The following is a 20,287-nucleotide window of genomic DNA, read 5'->3' as shown; positions in this document are numbered from 1 at the left end:
GCATGCTGAGTGGCTCGACCGTTCGGCGTGATTCTTGACCAACATCGAAAGGCCGGAGTGCAACATCTCCGGCCTTTCCTTGTGAACATTCCCCTCCTTCTTTACTCTTCAGAAAGTCAGGTTCTGATATGTCTGCATCGCAGCAAGCGACAAAGACGGGCGTGGCCCGACGTGCCGCCAAGCCAAGGCGATCCGGTGCCGAAAAGCGCGAGAGCCGTACTGGCTGGGCGTTCATGGCGCCGTTCGGTATTTTCTTTGCTTTCGTCTTCATCCTGCCCATCGTGTGGGCAATCTACTCCAGCTTCTTCCGCCAGGTCTCGGAAGGCGGTGGCGCCTACGGCGGCGGCTCACTGGTCAACAAGTTCGTCGGATTCCAGAACTTCCAGTACGTGATCCAGTCGAAGGACTTCTGGACGGGCATCGGCCGTGTGCTGATCTACACTGTCATTCAGGTGCCGCTGATGATCATCGTCGCCCTCGCGCTGGCCATGCTCATCGATTCGTTCATCATCCGTCATGTCACCATTTTCCGCCTCGGATACTTCCTCCCGTACGCCATCCCGGGCGTGGTCGCCTCCATCATGTGGGTCTTCCTCTACAACGGACAGATCTCCCCGATCGTCAAGGCTCTTGAGGCCATCGGCATCCACGCCGACTTCTTCAACGACAACATCCTCATCGGTTCGATGGCCAACATCACCACGTGGACCTTCACCGGCTACAACATGCTGATCTTCCTCGCCGCGCTGCAGGCCATTCCTCACGATCTGTACGAGGCCGCCCGCATCGATGGCGCGACCGGCTTCCAGATCGCCATGAAGATCAAGCTGCCGAATGTGAGCGCCGCCGCGCTGCTCGCCGTGCTGCTCTCCATCGTCGGTACCATTCAGCTGTTCAACGAGCCTCAGGTCATGCAGACCGCCGACTCGGGCATCTCCAAGTCCTTCACGCCGATGATGATGGCGCTCAATACCTCTCAGGGCACGCTGACCCCTGGTGGTGACGGCCCCGCATCCGCCGTTGCAATCGTCATGGCGCTGATCGCCGGCCTGCTCGCCGGTCTGTACGCCATTGTTGAAAGGAAGGTGAACGCAGAATGAGCGCCCAAGCTTTGACCAAGGAGGAGCGCGCCGCACTGCGCGCACGCAAGAAGGCGGATAAGATCCGCGACAAGCACGCCAATGATCTGCCCCGTTCGATGCAGGCAAGCCCTGCGGTCAAGGTCATCACCGTCGTGGTGATGCTGATCGCGCTGTTCTACTTCCTGTTCCCGATCTATTGGGCCATCATTGCATCCACGAAGACGCCTGCCCAGCTGACCGGATCGAACGGCTTGTGGTTCGCCGTCGGTCTGCAGGATCTGCCGGCTGCCATTGCCGACAACTACAGCAAACTGCTTGGATGGACCCGAGGCCAGTTCTGGCGTTGGGTGCTCAACTCGCTGATCTACTCGGGCGTCTCCGCGCTGATCGGTACGCTGATCTCCGTCATGGCCGGCTATGCGACCGCCAAGTTCAAGTTCCGTGGACGCGGTGTCGCGATCGGCATCATCATGGCCTGCATGCTGATGCCCGCCGCGCTGCTGACGATTCCGCAGTACTCGATCTTCCACGCACTGCATCTGACCAACACCATGCTGGCGGTCATCATTCCGTGCTGCGTCTCGCCGTTCGGCTTCTTCCTCGGTCGCGTGTATGCGCAGACCTCGGTTCCTAACGAACTGATCGAGGCGGCCCGCATCGATGGCGCCAGCGAAGCGAGGATCTTCTTCACCATTGTGCTGCGCATCCTTGCGCCGGCCATGGTGACGATCTTCCTGTTCCTGTTCGTTGCGACGTGGAACAACTTCCTGCTGCCGTTGATGATGATCTCGTCCGATACGCTCAAGCCGGTCACCCTCGGTCTGTATGGCATGGTCTCGCTGGCCACGTTCACCGATCGTGGCGCTCTGATGATGGGTGCCCTGTTCGGCGTCCTGCCCGTGATCATCCTGTTCCTCGCCCTCCAGCGCTACTGGCAGGCCGGCCTCGCCGCCGGTTCGGTCAAGGGCTGACGCTAAAGCGCAAAGCCCTGTGGGCTTTGCGTAGCGTCAGCCTGAGCGAGGCGGTAGCCGAGCGAAGGTAGCGTTGGGTATCGCCGTAGGCGATTCCGAAATTGCAGGACTGACGCTAAAGCGCAAAGCCCTGTGGGCTTTGCGTAGCGTCAGCCTGAGTGAGGCGGTAGCCGAGCGAAGGTTGCGTTGGGTATCGCCGTAGGCGATTCCGAAATTGCCGGACTGACGCGCGTATTGGCCATGTAGTGCACGTCAGTGCACGCGGCCAATTCACGAGAAGTCGGGTTGAGGGAACAGTCCGGTGGACTGTTCCCCCGACTTCCCGGACGACAGTCCGGCTAGCGCAAATAGATGTCCCGCGGTTCGCAATGGGTGTTGTACAACACACGCAACAGGTGCGAATCGCGGGATTTTCATCCATAATGTAATCGTTCGTCTCGTCGAAAGACGAGTCGAAACGGGGTGTCGTCCTCGTTTAGCGCGGCGATGTTCCGTTCCGCCGATCGTAGTGATCGGCAAGGCATGGGCTTCAACGCCCGATCCGTTTCGTCGTCCGGTCTCCCATAAGGTCGGCCGGAATCGATCAAAAGGAGTATTCATGACCACCACCGGACGTTTCACCCTCCCCACCGAGGAGAACTTCGCGGAAAAGACCAAGGAGCTGGCCGAGCTGTGGGGCGCCGACGCCATCCGCAACTCCGACGGCACCCACCTCGACGACGCGGTGCTCGCTCTCGGCAAGAAGGTCTATAGCGCCTACTTCCCGACCCGCGCCCACAACGAGTGGATCACCCTCCATATGGACGAGACCCCGCAGGTCTACCTGCTCACCGGCCGTGTGCTGGCTCAGGACTCCACGGTTGACATTCCTCTGATGGATGGTTTCTTCGAGGAGCAGCTCAAGCCGAATCGTGATGCCGATCCGCACAAGTACTGGGAGGTCGTCGACCGCACCACCGGCGAGGTTGTAGATCCCTCTGACTGGACGCTCGACGCCGATGCCGACACGGTTCATGTCGATGGCGCCACGCCGCTGCATGAGTATACGGTCTCGTTCCTCGCCTATATCATCTGGGATCCGGTCGAGATGTACAACCATCTGACCAACGACTGGGGCGACAAGGAACACGAGATTCCGTTCGACATCTATCATCCGGCCACCCGCAAGTTCGTGTTCGACACGTTCGAGAAGTGGCTCAAGGACAACCCGGCCGTCGATGTGGTGCGTTTCACCACGTTCTTCTACCAGTTCACGCTTTTGTTCGACAAGAAGCGTCGCGAGAAGGTCGTCGACTGGTTCGGCTGCGCGTGCACGGTCTCGCCCGCCGCTCTCGATGATTTCGAGAAGCAGTACGGCTACCGTCTGCGCCCGGAGGACTTCGTTGACGAAGGCTGCTACAACTCCGCCTGGCGCGTGCCGCGCAAGGCGCAGCGTGATTGGATCGATTTCCTGTCCGGATTCGTTCGTGCCAACGTCAAGGTCCTTGTCGACGACTGCCATGCCGCCGGCAAGGAGGCCATGATGTTCCTCGGCGATCAGTGGATCGGCACCGAGCCGTACAAGGACGGCTTCGGTGATCTCGGTCTCGACGCGGTCGTCGGTTCCATCGGCGACGGCACCACCACACGCATGATCGCCGACATCAAGGGTGTCAGGTATACCGAGGGCCGCTTCCTGCCGTACTTCTTCCCGGACACCTTCTACGAGGGCAACGATCCGAGCATCGAGGCGTGGGACAACTGGCGCAAGGCTCGCCGCGCCATCCTGCGTTCCCCGATCGCCCGCATGGGCTACGGCGGCTACCTGTCGCTGGCCGCCAAGTTCCCGAAGTTCGTGGACGCGGTCACCCACATCGCCGACGAGTTCCGTGACATTCACGATCGCACCGGTGGCGCCGCCGCCGAAGGCGAGCTCAACGTCGCGATTCTCAACAGCTGGGGTCGTATGCGTTCCTGGATGGCGTACACGGTGGCGCACGCGCTGCCCAACAAGCAGACGTACTCCTACTACGGCATTCTTGAGGCGCTCTCCGGCATGCGCGTCAACGTGCGCTTCATCAGCTTCGACGATGTGATCGAGCATGGCGTCGATTCCGATATCGACGTGGTCATCACCGGCGGTCCGGTCGACACCGCGTACTCGGGCGGCGACGTGTGGACCCGCGAGCCGAAGCTTGCCGAGACGCTTCGCGCCTGGGTGCGTGGCGGCGGCGCTCTGGTCGGTGTCGGCGAGCCCAGCTCCCAGTGGTTCCAGGGACGCTTCTTCCAGCTTGCCGATGTGCTCGGCGTCGATGAGGAGCGTTTCCAGACCCTATCGATCGACAAGTACTTCCCGCAGGTCACTCCTGACCACTTCATCACCGCCGACGTGCATGTCGATCCGGCTGCTCGCGAGGCGTGGCAGAAGGAAGGCTACCGCATTCCGCTGTCCGGCTGCGGTGGCGGTCAGGGCAAGGCGCCGCTTGGCGGCATCGACTTCGGCGAGGCGATCCCCAACACGTTCCCGATCAACGAGGACGTGACCCTGCTGCGCGCCGACAACGGCCAGGTTCAGCTTGCGGTCAATGAATACGGCAAGGGCCGCGGCGTCTACGTCTCCGGTCTGCCCTATTCAGCGGCCAACGCGCGTCTGCTGGAGCGCATCCTGTTCTACGCGAGCCACAACGAGGATCGCTACGCGGCGTACAGCTCCACCAACCCGGAGTGCGAGGTCGCGCACTTCGCCGATGCCGGATGGTACTGCGTTATCAACAACACCGATAAGCCGCAGTCCACTGACGTCGAACTGCCGGATGGCACCGTCGAGCATTTTGATCTCGATCAGAGTGCCATTGCGTGGCGCGCGGTCTGATCGCGCGTCATTCGATTCGTCGGGGCGGATGTGTCCTCCTCTCGTCCGCCCCGACGAATCCTCCGAGAAGCGCATGGTCGGTTCGCGGCTTCGCCGCGTTCTGATCATGCGCTTCTTGCATCATTGCAGATTGTCGATGATTGCCGCGCAAACCGTGGTGAGATACCGGTTATGCAGATCCTGGTTGTGCGGACAGCTGGTGAAGCCTTCGTCGGCATGGGTGCATGAGATGGATGCCTTGCAATGCGCGACTTGCACACTGCGACAATCTGCACACGCTGCACAGGCGTAGTATTTGCTGCGATTCGACGAGGAATCGCCTTAGAGAAAAGGAAATCACCATGACATGTCCCATTGATTCCAATCCCATTGACGAGGCGCTGAAGGCGGCCAAGCGCCCGTCTGAGGAGACCTTCGCCGTCGGCGTCGATGTCGGCGGCACCAAGATCGAAACGGTGCTGGTGGATGCCACCGGCATGGTGCTCGCCGATGTGCGCGTGCCCGCCCGCCGCGGCGGCGACAACGTCATCGACGATATCGCCCGCACCGTGCGAGAAGTCGCCGGCGATCACTTGAACGAACTGGCCGTGGTCGGCGTCGGCACCCCCGGTCAGGTCGATTCCGAGCATGGCGTGGTGCGCAACGTCGTGAATCTCGACATCGACACACTGGAACTGGGGGAGAAGGGCTCCAAGATTCTTGGCGTTCCGGTCCGCGTCGAAAACGACGTGAACGCAGCGGCCGTGGGCGCGGCCGCGCTGCTGGGCACGCCGCAGAAGGGAGCGGTGGCGTTTTTGAATTTCGGCACCGGTCTTGCCGCCGGCATCATCATCGACGGTCATCTCCAGCATGGCTACAGCGGCTCGGCCGGCGAGATCGGGCATATTCCCATTGACCCGAATCAGCTGCCGTGCCCCTGTGGACAGCATGGGTGTCTGGAGACGATCTGCTCCGGCGCCTCGGTCGGCCGCCTCTGGACGCATGGCAATCCGCCTATGCCTGATCTCATCCGCCAGGCGCGCGCCGGCAACGAGGAGGCGATCGCAGTGCTGGCCAAGGTGACGCACGCCATCGTCGATGCCATGCAGATCGTCGCACAGAGCATCGATCCCAGCGTCATTATCTTCGGCGGCGGCATGGCCAAGACCGGCGAGCCGCTCGTCGAGGTCACGCGCGAGGAGATCGCCCGTCGAGAGGCGAGCTGCCCGTTCCTGACCACGCTGAACCTGGGCGACCGCATCCGCCTTGCACCGGTCGATCAGCCGGTGGGCGCGGTCGGTGCGGCACTCGCGGCGCTGCAGGCGTAGGCACGGCGCTGATACTCGTTGACGCGCAGGCATGGCGGCCCTTCGTTCGCGAGGGGCCGCCATTGTTGTGATGGCGACGATGGCGGCCGTCGGTCGTCGTCAGTGTCGTTCGATGTGATCGCGTATGACGGCGATCGCGCCGCCCCGCATCGTGATGTCGCCGCCGCACTGGCATCGACGGAACACCGTATGGGCATGGAAGGAGGATGCGGTCGCCCGATCGATGTAGCTTTGCGCCGATTCGAGAAACGTGTCGTTGATGATGTCCGGCGGGCCATAGATGCACACATCGCGCATGTCCAGCAGGCCGATCGACATCGACAGCGCCTTTGCCAGATATTCCCCGGCCTGAGCGATGATGCGCGCATGCTGATGGATGGGCGCGTTCATGATCCGATTGCGCAGGATGGGGGCCGAGAGCAGCCGCTCCAGACAGCCGCGCTTGCCGCACGGACAGGACGGTCCGTTGAGATCAAGCGAAACGTGACCGATCTCGCCGCCTGCGAAGTTCTCGCCGAGAATCGCCATGTCCTCGATCAGGGTGGCCGCTCCGATGCCGCGATCGATCTTCACGAACAGCATGTTCGCCCCGCCATGGCCGAAGAATCGTTCCGTGAGCATGGAGCTCATCACGTCGTTGGTGACGGTCGCCGGCACGGGGAAGTGCCGTTCGAGCTTCGTCTTGAGATCGACGTCATGCCAGCCGAGCATCGTCGAGTCGCGCACGATGCCATTCGCCTCGACCACGCCTGAGATGGCGACGCCGATGCCGATCACCTTGCCGGCTCCCTCCGTCAGCTGTTCGATCAGTTCGATGATGGTCTGAACGTTCACCTTGTTCTCGTTGCTCAGAGCGACCTCCATGCGTTGCACCGGTATGCCGAGCAGATCGGTGACCGCGCCCTGGATCAGATGCGGCTGGGACAGGTCGAGACTGATGACGTGCAGTCTGGAGGAATCGATGCTCAGCAGCGTGCCGCGCTTGCCTTTGCCTGTGGTGTTCGTCTCATACCCGTTCTCCCGGATGAGCCCTTCACCCAGCATTTCGTTGACGACATCCGATACGGCCACGCGGGACAACCCGGTCCGTCGTCCCAGTTCGGCGCGAGAGAGCTGCTCGGAGGGAAACAGCATGCCGAAGATCAGTGAGCGGTTGTTGCGTCGCACATCGGAGGGGCTCGCCTTGACGGTGCGCCCGGGGGCATGCAGCGGGAACGCCCCGGAGAAAAGGTTCGTGGGCATGCGCACTCCTTTATGCCATTTGAACGCAGAGGAACAATTAGGTAAACAATATTGTCATTATACCGGAACAATCTGTATGAACGCTGATAAACGCCGAGGGATGGCGGTTTGTCAATTATGTATCTATTATTAACAAATAGCGGTGTACACCGGATGCGCATATGCAAGTAGGCATCTCGGCGCACTCCGTGACCGAAAAAGTCACGCCGTCCCCGACGGGCGACGAAGTCCCAAGGGACGCTACAGAAAGGCGAATGATCATGGCTGAAGTGATTGTCGTGAGGAATCAGGAGGAGGCCGGCGAGATCTACGGCCGCGCAGTCGCGGATCTCATCAAGGCCAAGCCGGACGCGGTGCTGGGTCTGGCTACGGGCTCCAGCCCGCTGGCCGCCTATCAGGCGCTCGCCAAGATCGTCAAGGACGAGAGCATCGATGTCTCCAAGGTGCGCGGTTTCGCTCTGGATGAGTACATCGGACTGCCGCTGACCCATCCGCAGTCCTACCATGCGACCATCCACCGCACGGTCGTAGAGCCTCTGGGCCTCAATCCGGCGAACGTGCATGTGCCGGGCGATGTGCTCAATGGCGCTCCGCTGGAGGACGGCGACAAGATCAAGGCCGCCGGTCCTGCGTACGACGCGGCCATCGAGGCCGCCGGCGGCATTGACGTGCAGATCCTCGGCATCGGCACCGACGGACACGTCGGCTTCAACGAGCCGGGCTCCTCGATCGCCTCCGGAACCCGCATCAAGACGCTCGTCGAGCAGACCCGCATCGACAACGCGCGCTTCTTCGACAACGACATCAATCAGGTGCCCACCCACTGCATCACGCAGGGCATCGGCACGATCCTCAAGGCGCGTCACCTCGTGCTGCTCGCGTTCGGCGAGGGCAAGGCCGAGGCCATCGCCGAGACCGTCGAGGGCGGCGTCTCCGCGTTCTGCCCGGCATCCGCGCTGCAGCTGCATCCGCATGCGACCATCATCGTCGATGAGGCCGCCGCCTCCCGCCTGCGTCACAAGGACTACTACAAGTACGCTTACTCGCACAAGCCGGCTTGGCAGGGCATCTGATCAGCGCGTGCGCCGCGTATGACGATTCGGCGCTGATGGATTCACATGGATTCATGTGATGGGATTCCAGTAAGGAGCGTCAGGTCGGCGCATGCATAAACGATTCGAGGGGTAGTCGGAAGGTCGAGGCCTTTGGGCTACCCCTCGGTCGATAACGAGGACATGATTGCAGCTGCATCGATTGCTGCGGCATCGAGCAGCCGGCTTCGGCGGATGCGACGCATGAGACGCGTCCGCCGAACCGTATAATGCCATGACATTCGTCCGGCAGACAAGAGACCATGTCGGGCGCAGCAAGCAAAGGAGCATTACAAGCTATGACTCAATCACGGGAACAGATCGTATCGCGGGTGACCGAGGCCCTCAAGGGCGAGGCTAGTCCGGTCGCCATTCGCGGTGCGCGAAAGATCGACGCGCGCGGCGTTCAGGATCACTCCTGGGTGGTCTCGAACGCATCCGGAGTGATCGTCGCCACGGGAACCAACGAGGAGGAGTTCGAGTCCGCGTGCCGTTCCGTCTCCATCGATCCCGCCGACGAGACGGCGGTGATCGACGCGAAGGGACGCATTCTGACACCCGGCTATGTGGACATCCACGCACATGGCGCATGGGAGCATTCGTTTGACGACGGTCCGGAGGGCATCGACATCGCCCGTGCCGGTCACGCCGTTCATGGCACCACGCGTCAGGTGCTGTCGCTGATCACCAATCCGGTGGATGTCATCAAGCGCAACGTGGCCAATGTGCGCGCCAAGATGGATGAGCGCCCGGATGTGCTCGGCGCCCATCTGGAAGGCCCGTTCCTTGCGCTGGCTCGCAAGGGCGCCCATGACCCCGAGTGCCTCAAGGATCCGGTTCCCGAGCTTGTGGACGAGCTGCTGGATGCCGCCGACGGCTGCATCCGCCAGATCACCATCGCTCCCGAACTGCCGCATGGCATCAGCGCGATCAAGCAGTTCGCCGCGGCCGGCGTTGTGCCGGCGGTCGGCCACTGCGACGCCGACTATGAGACCGCCAAGCTTGGCTTCGACGCCGGTGCCGGCATCATGACCCACATGTTCAACGCCATGAACGGTCTGCATCATCGCAAGCCGGGTCCGATCCCCGCGGCGGTCGAGGACCCGCGCGTCATCATCGAGCTCATCAACGACGGCTTCCATGTGCAGAATCCGATGGTGCGCCTCGGCTTCGACTTCGCGCCCCACCGCATCGCATTCGTCACCGACGCCATGGCCGCCACCGACTGCCCGGATGGCCCCTACAAGCTCGGTGCGCTTGACGTGAACGTGGTGGACGGCCATGCCCGTCTCGTCTCCAACGGTGCGATCGCCGGTTCCACGCTGCTGCTTGAGGTCGCCGTGAAGCGCGCGGTGCTCGAACTCGGCTTCGAGGCGCCCGCCGCGGTCGAGGCGGCGACGCTCACCCCCGCCAAGGCGTTCGGCTTCGATCGTCCGAACCCGGTCACCGGCGCTCCGCTGGGACTGGTGGCGCCTGGATTCGCCGCCGACATTCTGCTCACCGACCCGGCCACATGGACGGTCGGCGAGGTCTGGTGCGCCGGCCGCAAGCTGGTGTGACCAGCGCCGACCGGAATGTCGCGCCGATCCGCGTGCTGCCATGACTGAGCGTTGCTGGTCATGAGCGGATGCGGCTGACCGTCGCATCGGATGCTCGATGGCCCCTATGGACTGGTTCCATAGGGGCCATCTCAATATGTGATCATGCGAAAGCGAGGGGAAAGAAGAGCGAAAACCGCTGCAACACCAAGGGAAAACAGGGAAAACAAGAGGAAAGCGGCCTTGGGAAATCCAATATGCAAACAAAAGGAAACGCAGGGTTAACAGGCGATTCGCATAGTATGCGATAACTCCATACGTTTCCCAGAGATCAGCCAAAAGCGACGCGGAACCGATGGAACGGCATCTGAGAGAGGATTTCCATTGAAGAACTACAAGAAACTGACTGCCGGTCTCGCGTCGCTCGTCGCCATTGCGTCGCTCGCGGCGTGCGGCGGCGTCAAGAGCGGCGACACCGTCGCATCCGGCAACACCATCACTATCGGCACCACCGATCAGATCACCAGCGTCGATCCGGCCGGCTCCTACGACAACGGCTCCTACGCCGTGCAGATTCAGATCTTCCCGTTCCTGTATGCGCAGGACTACAACACCTCCGAACTGAGCCCTGACATCGCCGCCGACGACGGCACGTGGAGCGACGACGGCACCGAGTTCACCGTCAAGCTCAAGTCCGGCATCAAGTTCGCCAACGGCCATGACCTGACCTCGTCCGACGTCAAGTTCTCCTTCGATCGCATCAAGAAGATCGACGACGCCAACGGTCCGAGCTCGCTGCTCGCCAACATCGAGTCCGTCGAGGCCCCCGACGACACCACCGTCGTGTTCAAGGCCGCGGTCAAGAACGATGTGACCTTGAAGCAGGTGCTTTCCAGCCCCGCCGGCCCGATCGTCGACGAGGAGGTGTTCGACGCCGACAAGCTCACCGACGCCGACACCATCGTCAAGGAGAAGCCGTTCGCCGGACCGTACTCGCTGACCGCGTTCAAGATCAACGAGACCGCCTCGTACACGAAGAACGCCGACTACAAGGGTCTGACCCCGGCGAAGAACGATGCCGTGCAGGTCACGTACTTCAAGAACGCGTCCAACCTCAAGCTCAACGTGCAGCAGGGCAAGGTCGACGTGGCCTACCGCTCGCTGACCCCGACCGATGTGGAGAGCCTGTCGAAGGACTCCAAGGTCAAGGTCGTCAAGGGCCCGGGCGGCGAGGAGCGTCTGCTCTCGTTCAACTTCAAGATCCAGCCGTATGGCGAGTCCCAGCCCGATGCCGATGCGGCCAAGGCCAAGGCCGTCCGTCAGGCGATCGCCAACCTGATCGACCGCGAGGAGCTGTCGACGAAGGTCTACAAGGGCACCTACACGCCGCTGTACTCGTTCATTCCCGACGGACTCGCAGGGCACTCCGACACGCTGAAGGAGGCCTACGGCGACGGCAGCGGCAAGCCCAGCGCCGAGAAGGCCGCCAAGGTGCTCAAGGACGCCGGCGTGCCGACGCCGGTCGATCTCAAGCTGCAGTACAACAACGACCACTACGGCTCGTCCTCCGCCGACGAATACGCGGCGATCAAGAACCAGCTGGAGGCCGACGGCCTGTTCAAGGTCGATCTGCAGTCCACCGAATGGACCCAGTACAACAAGGAACGCAACGTGACCGACGACTCCGACGGTTCGTACCCGGTCTACCAGCTCGGCTGGTTCCCGGACTACTCCGATCCGGACAACTATCTGTCCCCGTTCTTCCGTGAGGGCAACTTCGTCAACAACGGCTACTCCAGCAAGCAGGTCAACGATCTGATCGTCCAGCAGGCCGGCGAGCAGGACGCGACCAAGCGCGAGGATCTGCTCAAGCAGATCCAGGAGCTGGAGACCGAGGATCTGTCCACGCTGCCTCTGCTTCAGGGCGCGCAGGTCGCCGTGACGGGCTCGGATGTCAAGGGCGTCGTGCTTGATGCCTCCTTCCGCTTCCGCTACGCGTCGGTGACCAAGTAGTCGTAGTTCCATTCCGATCCCGGCTCCTCTCGGGCGGCCCCGCGCCGCGGCGAGAGGAGCCGGAATCGCCGTATCGTCCACCTTCACACCCTACAAAGGAGCATCGCGTGTCCAATAGCGCCACGACGGCAGCCGCAGGTGCCACGAAGACGACGAAACCGAAGAAAAACCACCTGTCAGGCGGATTCTTCAAATTCATCCTCATTCGTTTCCTTCTCATCATCCCGACCGTATTCATTCTGGTCACCATCGTGTTCTTCGTGATGCGCGCCACCGGAGACCCGATCTCCGCCGCGCTTGGCGGGCGCCTCGCCCCTGATGAACTGCAACGACGCATTCACGCCGCAGGATACGACCGTCCGCTCATCGTGCAGTACGTCGACTACCTCGGCGGTCTGCTGCATGGCGATCTCGGCGTCACGATGACCGACAACCAGCCCGTCATCTCGATTCTCACCCACTACGGGGCCGCGACGTTCGAGCTGGCGTTTCTGAGCCTGATCGTCGCACTCGTCGTCGGCATTCCGCTTGGCCGACTCGCGGCACGTCATCGTGATCGCGCCGGCGATGCCGGCATCCGCGTGTTCGCCATCCTGTGCTACGCCACGCCCGTGTTCTTCCTGGGTCTCATGCTCCAGCTCATCTTCGCGGTGTGGCTCAACGTGCTGCCTCCCTCGGGTCGCGTCGACTGGACCAGCGAGGCGCAGTTCGCCCGGCTGGTCTCGCCCACGGGCTTCTACATCATCGACGCGCTGCAGCTCGGCGACATGAGCGTGCTCGCCGACGTGCTTCGTCACGCGCTGCTGCCCTCGCTCGCGCTTGGATTGCTCACCGCCGGCGTGTTCATCCGACTGGTGCGCACCAATGTGATCTCCACCTACACATCGGGCTACGTGGAGGCCGCCCGTTCGCGCGGCGTTTCCGAAAAGCGCCTGCTTGACAAGCACGCCTGGCGTCCGGCGCTCATTCCGATCATCACCGTCATGGGCATGCAGATCGCGCTCATGCTCGCCGGCGCGGTGCTCACCGAAACCACCTTCGAATGGAAGGGGCTGGGATTCATGCTGTCCAACTACCTCAAGGCGCGCGACTTCGCGGCCGTGCAGGGCATCGTGATCCTCATCGCCATCATCGTCGCCGTCGTCAACTTCATCGTCGACGTGATCAGCGCGCTCATCGACCCGAGAGTGAGGTACTGACATGACCGAAAGCACCGCAACCAAGGTCGGCGTGCCCGGCGACAAGCGTCTGGGCGATCTCAAGGTCAACAAGCCGACCCCGTGGTACGACAAGATGCCCATCATACGCGATCTGAGGATCGCGGTCGGCTGGCAGCGGGGCATGCTCATCACCGGCCTTGTCATCACCGCGTTCTTCATACTGATCGCCATCTTCGCGCCCGTCATCGCACCGTACGGATACGCGCAGATGAAGGGCGCCGATGGCGTGGCGTTCCCCACGCAGTCGGCACCCGGGCCCGGTCACATCTGGGGCACCACGGTCGGCGGCTACGACGTGTTCAGCCGTACCATCTGGGGTGCGCGCACGGCGATCATCGCCATTGTCATCGCCGTCGTCCTGTCGATCTTCGCCGGCGTGCTGCTCGGCCTCGTCTCGGGCTACTTCGGCGGTTGGGTCGATCGCGTGCTCGTCGTCATCGCCGACGCGATCTACTCGTTCCCCTCGCTGCTGCTTGCCATTCTGATGGCGATCATGATCTCCGGCGGCCAGTCGGGTCTGTGGAGCGGCATCCTCGCATCCGGCATATCCATCACCGTGGTGTACATCCCGCAGTACTTCCGCACGATCCGCGCCGAAGTGGTACGCATCAAGTCGTCGGCGTACGTGGAAAGCGCCAAGGTGGTGGGCGCTTCCACATGGCGCATCATGACCCGTCACCTGCTGAAGAACTCCACGCGAACCCTGCCCGTCATTCTCACGCTCAACTCGTCGGAGGCGATTCTGACGCTGGCCGGACTCGGATTCCTCGGCTTCGGCATCGAACCGACATCCGCATCCGAATGGGGATACGATCTCAACCGCTCCGTGGCCGATGTGACCGCCGGCATCTGGTGGACGGCCGTATTCCCGGGACTGGCGATCGTGCTCATCGTGCTCGGCATCACGCTGGTCGGCGAATCGCTCAACGATCTCGCCGATCCGCGACTGCGCGCCCGCAAATCCGCCGGCGAGGTGATCGGCTCCATCGAGGACACGTCCGTCGACCCCAGCGAGAAGCCGGGCAAGGCGAACGAGGCCGTCGCCGAACTCCAGTTCGCAGGCAAATCGCAGGTGGTCGTCGAGATGCCGGGGGAGAAGCCTTCCTCAGTGGCGGCCGAAGCGAGTGAGACGCACGAATCATCGGCGTTGCCCTCAGCCAAGACCACCGCGAGCGAGGATGGAAAGGACGTGAATCATGACTGATGAGAACAAGGCAGCCGCGGCTGACGGCAATCTTGCCGAAATCAAGGATCTCAGCGTGTCGTTCATGACCGACGCCGGTTCGATTCGCGCCATCGACAAGGTGAACTTCACCATTCCACGAAAGACCGTGGTCGGCGTCGTCGGCGAGTCGGGATCCGGCAAGTCGGTGACCGCACGCTCGATCATCAAACTCCTGCCGGACACCGCCACCACGTCGGGGGCGATCTATCTGTCCAACCGCGCCGGAAGCGAGCGTCTCGACGTGCTGTCCCTCTCCGGTGAGGATCTGCGCCGCATGCGCGGCTCCGAAGCGGCGATGGTGTTTCAGGAGCCCAATTCGGTGCTCAATCCGGTCTACACCATCGGCTGGCAGATCGAGGAGGGACTTCGGGCCCATGGCATGAAGGACCGCAAGGAGCGCAGGGCCAAGGCCATCGACATCCTCAACAAGGTCGGCATCCCCGACGCCGAGACGCGCATCGACTACTATCCGCATCAGTTCTCCGGCGGACAGAAGCAGCGCATCGTCATCGCCATGGCGTTGGCGCTCAACCCGGGCCTCATTCTCGCCGACGAACCGACGACCGCGCTCGACGTGACCGTTCAGGCGGAGATTCTTGATCTGCTGCGCCTCGCGCGAGACGAATTCGATGCCTCGGTGCTCATCATCACCCACAACATGGGCGTCATCGCGGACATCGCCGACCAGGTGGTCGTCATGTATCGCGGCCATGTCGTCGAGCAGGGCGACGTGGAGCAGATCTTCTACCATCCCAAGGAACAGTACACGCAGCGGCTCCTTGCATCCGTGCCGCGCATCGGGCAGAAGCTCGTCGTGCGAGACGTGGATGGAAACCCCGTCGAACGTTCCGATGATTGGCGCACCCAGCCGCTTGCGGTCAAGGCGAAGGGGCTGACCATCACGTATCCGGGGCATCTCATGCAGCCGGATTTCGTGGCGGTCGACAACATCGACTTTGAAATCCACCGCAGCGAGGTGCTCGGACTCGTCGGCGAATCCGGTTCCGGCAAATCCACGACGGGGCGGGCGATCGCCGGCCTGCAGAAGGTGTCGGGCGGCTCGCTCAACGTGCTGGGCATCGAGATGAACGGTGTGAAGGAACGCGATTTCCGCCCCAAGCGCGCCGACATCGGATTCGTATTCCAGGACCCGGGATCGTCGTTCGATCCGTTGATGACCATCGCCGAAAACGTGGCGGAACCGCTCATCGTGCATGGACGATACGCATCCGTGAACGACGCCCGCGACTATGTGGGCGATCTGCTGGAGATGGTTCAGCTGCCGCGCGCCTATATGACTCGATTCCCGCACGAACTGTCTGGCGGACAGCGGCAGCGGGCGTCGCTGGCGAGAGGACTCGCCTTGAAGCCGTCGCTGCTCATCGCCGACGAGCCCACATCGGCGCTTGACGTGTCGGTGCAGGCCAAGGTGCTGGAGCTGTTCAAGCAGCTGCAGGCCGAAATCGGATTCGCATGCCTGTTCATCACCCATGATCTGGCAGTGGTCGACATGCTCGCCGACCGGATCATGGTGATGCACAAGGGGCGGATCGTCGAACACGGGGAGGCGGACGACATCATGCAGCGACCGCAGAACCCGTACACCAAGAAGCTGCTGGCATCGCTTCCCGTGCCCGATCCGCGCGAGCAGCGCATCCATCGCGCGCATCTGCACGAACTGCTCGCATCCGAACGGTAGCGGCAGACGCAGGCAGCACGGTGGCGGCAATCGGGACGATGCGATATGGACCGGCCCCGGATACTGGAGATCAGTGTCCGGGGCCGGTCCATATCGTCAGTCGGCTGCGTGGCGTGCGATTCCGGCAGTAGCAGCAGGTCGATCTTCGCGAAACCCCGGCGGGGCTCGGTGGTGAAGACCATGCCGGAGCGCGTGCCACGTCGTGCTTGCTGCACCGCACGGCACCGGTCACCCGGTCCGGTTTTTCCAATCGACAATATGACTTTGGGTACTGCCCTGAAGTTATGTGATGCTTTGCATATATCTAATCCTCGGAAACCGGTAGAGGTTGACAGGCCGAAAGAAAACAGTGCTGAATAGGCGTGTGTGCCCTTTTACAGGTTTTCTGCCCGACTGTAGGCATTAATATGCAGTCAGCTAGATATTTGTCTTTACGGCAGTATGTAGGCACTGGGTGCGGCGTTGGTGTCACGCCATTGGTCCTAGCGTGTCTTCATATTCGGGGGATACGCTGAAGCCAACAAGGAAAGTGAGGTAATGATATGAGTGCTTTATCTGTGCGTAAACGATCGAAAACGTTCGGCAACAGGATTGTTTGGCGCAAGGCCGTACAGGGTGCAAGGCGTAATGGGACGTCGCTTGAGGCTGAGCTCAGCCGCGTCATATCCCGGTATGCGAATATGGCTGATGGTGATTATGTGGACATGTCGTTGACGCCGTCGCCTACGGATACCGTCTTGCGCACGGACGCGGATTGGGATTCGTTCGCGCGTGAAATGGGGCTTGATGATTGAGGTCGCTTGGTCGAAAAACGCCAGGACTGATCTTGAAAGGCTGAAACGTTGGCGAAAGTCGTATGCGCAAGAGGTGTATCGTATTCTGCGCGAGGAATTGGCTGTGAACGGCTATGTAGGCGATGAATATAAGCCACATGTGCTAGCTAATCCGAATAGTCGTTTTTCGGGATGTATGGAATTTCATGCGTTCGACGATGTGCTTGTGCTGTACTACCCATCGTCCCCCGATGGTTTCGTGAGGATTGTCCGCGTGTGTACGCATGGGGAATTGTCTTCAGGCAGGTTCCATGCGGAATGGCCGTCGGCGCGTGGCTGAGGTCGTGCCGTGACTTTTCGACACGTAGGTTTGCATACAAGTCAAACTAGCGAAAATGACCGGGATAGCGCAAACAACGCTCAGCGGATATGAGACGGGACGCTACGACGTCCATTCCATGACGCTCGATAACGCCTTGCGATTATCGCGCGCCCTCGGGTGCCGTCCCGATGAACTGACGGACGGCTACCCCGAATAAACGAAATGCATTAGGTCCTTTCAACCGCGTTATCTTAACACCAGCAAATGAAGAGGGTTACTTTACAATATCGAGGCCAAGTTCTGGCCAAGTTCTGGTGACGTAGCCGGAATAGTCATGGATTTGACTGCTGCGGTGCGTGTGCTCTATGGGGGCAGCGTTATGGATCACGCTGAAATGTTTGGATTTGCGACCGTGCTCGGTCGCGTGTTGCGCCGGCAGAATGTGCTGCTGGCGCCGCTCAAGCATATCGAAAAACAGCTGGAATTGGTTCAGCAGTATATGCGGCTGTGCGAATCCGCTGCTTTGCATACTGCAGCATTGCAGTTCAAGGGATCCATGGGGGACGACAATACGCTTGTTCAATATCCATTAACCGATTCGTCTCAACATAGAAGTATTGAAGGGCAGATACATGACATTTGTCTAGCTTTGAAGAAACTAGGATTTACTGTTTGGAGACGTATAGCCTTCTCTGAGAAGCATGTTGCATGCACCCCAAGCGTCGTGCAAGTGGTTATTCCTGGTCTTGAAAGATTCCATGTAATAAGGCATGGATTTATAGGTGAGCCAATAGGAAGACTGAGAACACATGACAGCGTTATCCAATCAAGAAGGAAGACATCCTGATGCGGGGCTTTCTTGTATTGAGCCAGGCTTTGCGTTGGGCGTTGGCGGGGATGACGCTGTCGATGCTGGGCAATGCGATCTTCGAGGGTGCGGTCATCCCCTCCATTCTGCTGGTAGGTCTGCCCGCATGGGTGATCGCATTCCGCAGGACCTTCGGTCTGATCGTCGACTTCGCCTCACCCGCCGCCGCGTGGGTCGTTCAACGCTGTGGCTCGTTCCGCGCGCTCGCCACCGCAGAAGGCATCGAAGGAGTGTTCTGCCTCGCAGTCGCGTTCGTACCGAGCGGTTGGGAGTACTGGAAATGGCTGCTGCTCGCGTTGTCATGCCTGTTGCTGATGACCGGCCAGATCATCGACGTGGCCGGCGAAGTGTTCGAGGTCGACGCGGCGGCTGGTGACGACGACATGCTCGTCCGGTACAGCGGATATGTCGGTGTGATCTCCAGCGTCGCAGGCACGCTGCTCGGTCAGGTCGCCGGCTCGGCCATCGCGAACGCCTCGATCACCGTGATGCTGCTTACGTCCGCCGTCCTGTCGCTCGGTTGTGCGGCGACCAGATTCCGTACGCGTGATCTCATGCCGGCTGGTACGAAGACCGGCACCGCGGTCGGCGACAGTTCCGATACCGTGCGTTCGGCGGCTGACTCCGACAGGGATACTGCCAGAATGAAGACGGGTGCTGACAACGGTGGCGCAACCGATACGGCAATCGGACAGCCAAGTCAGGATGATCGACCTGATGCCGATAGCCTAGCCAGGTCAGCCACGCGGCCTGTTTCATCTGATCATGCGGCCTCGTCGGCACCGGCGTCGACGCGCGGCAGACTGTTGGCAGCATCGCTGCTACTTGCGCTCATCCCGTCGTTGTGGACAAGCTATGCGATGCTTGGACTCGGAGCAACGTACGGTGGCGATGCATTGACCCTTCTCTACGCATTCGGCGGTGTGGGCGGCATACTCGGATCGATCCTGTACATGCGCTGCTCGCGTCGGCTCGGTATGCGCTGCATCGCCGCGATCGGCGTCGCAACGACTGCGGCCAGCCTCGTGATCGTGCTGATCCCCGCGCTGACGGCTGCATGCGTGACATGGCTGATCAACGGATTCGGCTACGGACTGCTCGCGCAGGCTGTGATCGTCTCACGGCAGCTGCTTCTGCGCGGCGATGATCTGGCCCGCTTCTCCGGCCGCGCACGATTCGCGTTCGCGGCCGGCAGCGCCGTCGGCACATGGGTTGGCTGGCTCGGCAGCGCACACTGGCAGATGCTGGCCGTGATCGCACTGGTCCTGTGCGCCGGATTCCTGCCGCTGCTCCCCGCCCTGCCGCAGCATAGAGCCAAGTGACTCGAACCCGATACTGGTTGATTCGTGTTCTTATTCATCAGCCGTGGTCGTGTGGACCTCGGCGATCTCGCATCGCGTCCGTCGCGGCCTCCGTCCCCGGCTGCAAATCAACCTGAGACTCGTCGGACGGACTGATCAGACGGAAGAAGGCACCCGTGCCAATCAGTCCGCGGTGCGCTTTCAAAAGCGGGATGACATTCGTGTCGTCAATGCAACTCGCCATCGGCGACGAACAGTGCGTGCGCATCGCCCTTGGCCTTGTTCTCGAGGTATCGGCGGAACAGGGCGAGCCGTTCGACGGTGCTTTGGGCGAGCGGCTGGGGGAGCGCATCCAAATCGAACCAGCCGACGTTGAGGCTCTCCTCGTCGCCGACGAACGGTTTGGTGTTGCCTCCCGGCTTCAACGCGCACAGGAACGAATGATCCATGTACATCGTGTTGTCGCCGTTCGCATACGTGATCACCCGATCGGACGAGGTGACAGCCACCAGATCGGTGACAACCGCATCCACACCGGTCTCCTCCTTGATCTCGCGCACCACCGTGTCCGCCGGCTGCTCGCCTGGCTCGTTGATGCCGTAGACCATCGCCCATTCGCCGGTGTCGGAGCGGCGCCCCAGCAGCAGGCGCCCCTCGTCATCCAGCACGCAGCCGGTCACGCCGTTGAGCCAGAGGAGATCATGGCCGATTTTTTTGCGTAGTTCGAGTACGAATTGTGGGGTTGGCATGGAGGTCCTACCTTTCGATCGGCCATGATCCTTCG

Annotated in this window: 16 protein-coding genes; 14 read left to right on the top strand and 2 right to left on the bottom strand. The window is 61.5% G+C overall.

The features are described 5' to 3' along the window. Positions 1-128 precede the first annotated feature (128 nt). The 4 genes from EHS19_RS07420 (at position 129) to EHS19_RS07405 (ending at position 6,211) form a co-directional block, all read left to right on the top strand. Positions 129-1,100, top strand: coding sequence for a carbohydrate ABC transporter permease (locus EHS19_RS07420; protein ID WP_151917132.1), 972 nt, complete (start codon positions 129-131; stop codon positions 1,098-1,100). Continuing rightward, positions 1,097-2,053, top strand: a complete 957-nt coding sequence (locus EHS19_RS07415) for a carbohydrate ABC transporter permease (RefSeq protein ID WP_151917131.1) — start codon at positions 1,097-1,099, stop codon at positions 2,051-2,053. Before EHS19_RS07420 ends, EHS19_RS07415 begins: the two co-directional genes overlap by 4 nt. Positions 2,054-2,651: 598 nt before the next feature. Then, entirely contained in the window at positions 2,652-4,904 is a 2,253-nt protein-coding gene (gene gnpA, locus EHS19_RS07410) for a 1,3-beta-galactosyl-N-acetylhexosamine phosphorylase (protein ID WP_151917130.1), read from the top strand. Positions 4,905-5,245: 341 nt separating this feature from the next. Further along, positions 5,246-6,211 (top strand): ROK family protein, encoded by a 966-nt coding sequence (locus tag EHS19_RS07405; RefSeq protein ID WP_151917129.1) that lies wholly within the window; start codon positions 5,246-5,248, stop codon positions 6,209-6,211. Positions 6,212-6,310: 99 nt separating this feature from the next. On the opposite strand, the gene EHS19_RS07400 is transcribed toward EHS19_RS07405, so the two are convergent. Further along, positions 6,311-7,453: an ROK family transcriptional regulator gene (locus EHS19_RS07400; RefSeq protein ID WP_151917128.1), complete on the bottom strand. Its 1,143-nt coding sequence runs from the start codon at positions 7,451-7,453 to the stop codon at positions 6,311-6,313. 260 nt (positions 7,454-7,713) lie between these two features. Here EHS19_RS07400 and nagB point away from each other — a divergent pair, with 260 nt between their 5' ends. The 10 genes from nagB to EHS19_RS10795 all read left to right on the top strand — a co-directional run bounded on the left by nagB (position 7,714) and on the right by EHS19_RS10795 (position 19,524). Next, positions 7,714-8,526, top strand: a complete 813-nt coding sequence (gene nagB, locus EHS19_RS07395) for a glucosamine-6-phosphate deaminase (protein WP_151917127.1) — start codon at positions 7,714-7,716, stop codon at positions 8,524-8,526. A gap of 317 nt (positions 8,527-8,843) precedes the next feature. Continuing rightward, entirely contained in the window at positions 8,844-10,103 is a 1,260-nt protein-coding gene (locus EHS19_RS07390) for an N-acetylglucosamine-6-phosphate deacetylase (protein WP_151917126.1), read from the top strand. A 363-nt stretch (positions 10,104-10,466) separates the two neighbouring features. Further along, positions 10,467-12,095: an ABC transporter substrate-binding protein gene (locus tag EHS19_RS07385; RefSeq protein WP_151917125.1), complete on the top strand. Its 1,629-nt coding sequence runs from the start codon at positions 10,467-10,469 to the stop codon at positions 12,093-12,095. A gap of 107 nt (positions 12,096-12,202) precedes the next feature. Then, the gene (locus tag EHS19_RS07380; RefSeq protein ID WP_151917124.1) at positions 12,203-13,294 is read left to right on the top strand and encodes an ABC transporter permease; all 1,092 of its coding nucleotides are present in this window, start codon (positions 12,203-12,205) and stop codon (positions 13,292-13,294) included. A 1-nt stretch (position 13,295) separates the two neighbouring features. Then, complete coding sequence (locus tag EHS19_RS07375; protein WP_151917123.1) at positions 13,296-14,519, top strand: ABC transporter permease; 1,224 nt, start codon at positions 13,296-13,298, stop codon at positions 14,517-14,519. Then, positions 14,512-16,239, top strand: coding sequence for a dipeptide ABC transporter ATP-binding protein (locus EHS19_RS07370; protein ID WP_151917122.1), 1,728 nt, complete (start codon positions 14,512-14,514; stop codon positions 16,237-16,239). The genes EHS19_RS07375 and EHS19_RS07370 overlap by 8 nt, the downstream gene beginning before the upstream one ends. 786 nt (positions 16,240-17,025) lie before the next feature. Beyond that, positions 17,026-17,352: a type II toxin-antitoxin system YafQ family toxin gene (locus EHS19_RS07365; RefSeq protein ID WP_151917121.1), complete on the top strand. Its 327-nt coding sequence runs from the start codon at positions 17,026-17,028 to the stop codon at positions 17,350-17,352. 34 nt (positions 17,353-17,386) lie between these two features. Next, a complete protein-coding gene (locus tag EHS19_RS11755) occupies positions 17,387-17,551 on the top strand; it encodes a helix-turn-helix domain-containing protein (RefSeq protein ID WP_421745418.1) in 165 nt (54 codons plus the stop codon). A gap of 117 nt (positions 17,552-17,668) precedes the next feature. After that, complete coding sequence (locus EHS19_RS07355; protein WP_151917119.1) at positions 17,669-18,181, top strand: hypothetical protein; 513 nt, start codon at positions 17,669-17,671, stop codon at positions 18,179-18,181. After that, positions 18,181-19,524: an MFS transporter gene (locus EHS19_RS10795; protein WP_175578368.1), complete on the top strand. Its 1,344-nt coding sequence runs from the start codon at positions 18,181-18,183 to the stop codon at positions 19,522-19,524. The genes EHS19_RS07355 and EHS19_RS10795 overlap by 1 nt, the downstream gene beginning before the upstream one ends. A gap of 206 nt (positions 19,525-19,730) precedes the next feature. On the opposite strand, the gene EHS19_RS07340 is transcribed toward EHS19_RS10795, so the two are convergent. Next, positions 19,731-20,252 carry an NUDIX hydrolase gene (locus EHS19_RS07340; RefSeq protein ID WP_151917118.1) on the bottom strand — a complete coding sequence of 174 codons (522 nt, stop codon included), beginning with the start codon at positions 20,250-20,252 and terminating at the stop codon, positions 19,731-19,733. Positions 20,253-20,287: the final 35 nt, after the last annotated feature.

The organism is Bifidobacterium jacchi, from assembly GCF_009078285.1.
In the GTDB taxonomy this organism is placed as follows: Bacteria; Actinomycetota; Actinomycetes; order Actinomycetales; family Bifidobacteriaceae; genus Bifidobacterium; species Bifidobacterium jacchi.
The sequence above is the reverse complement of the archived record's forward strand: the minus strand, read 5'-3'. Positions and strand labels throughout refer to the sequence as shown.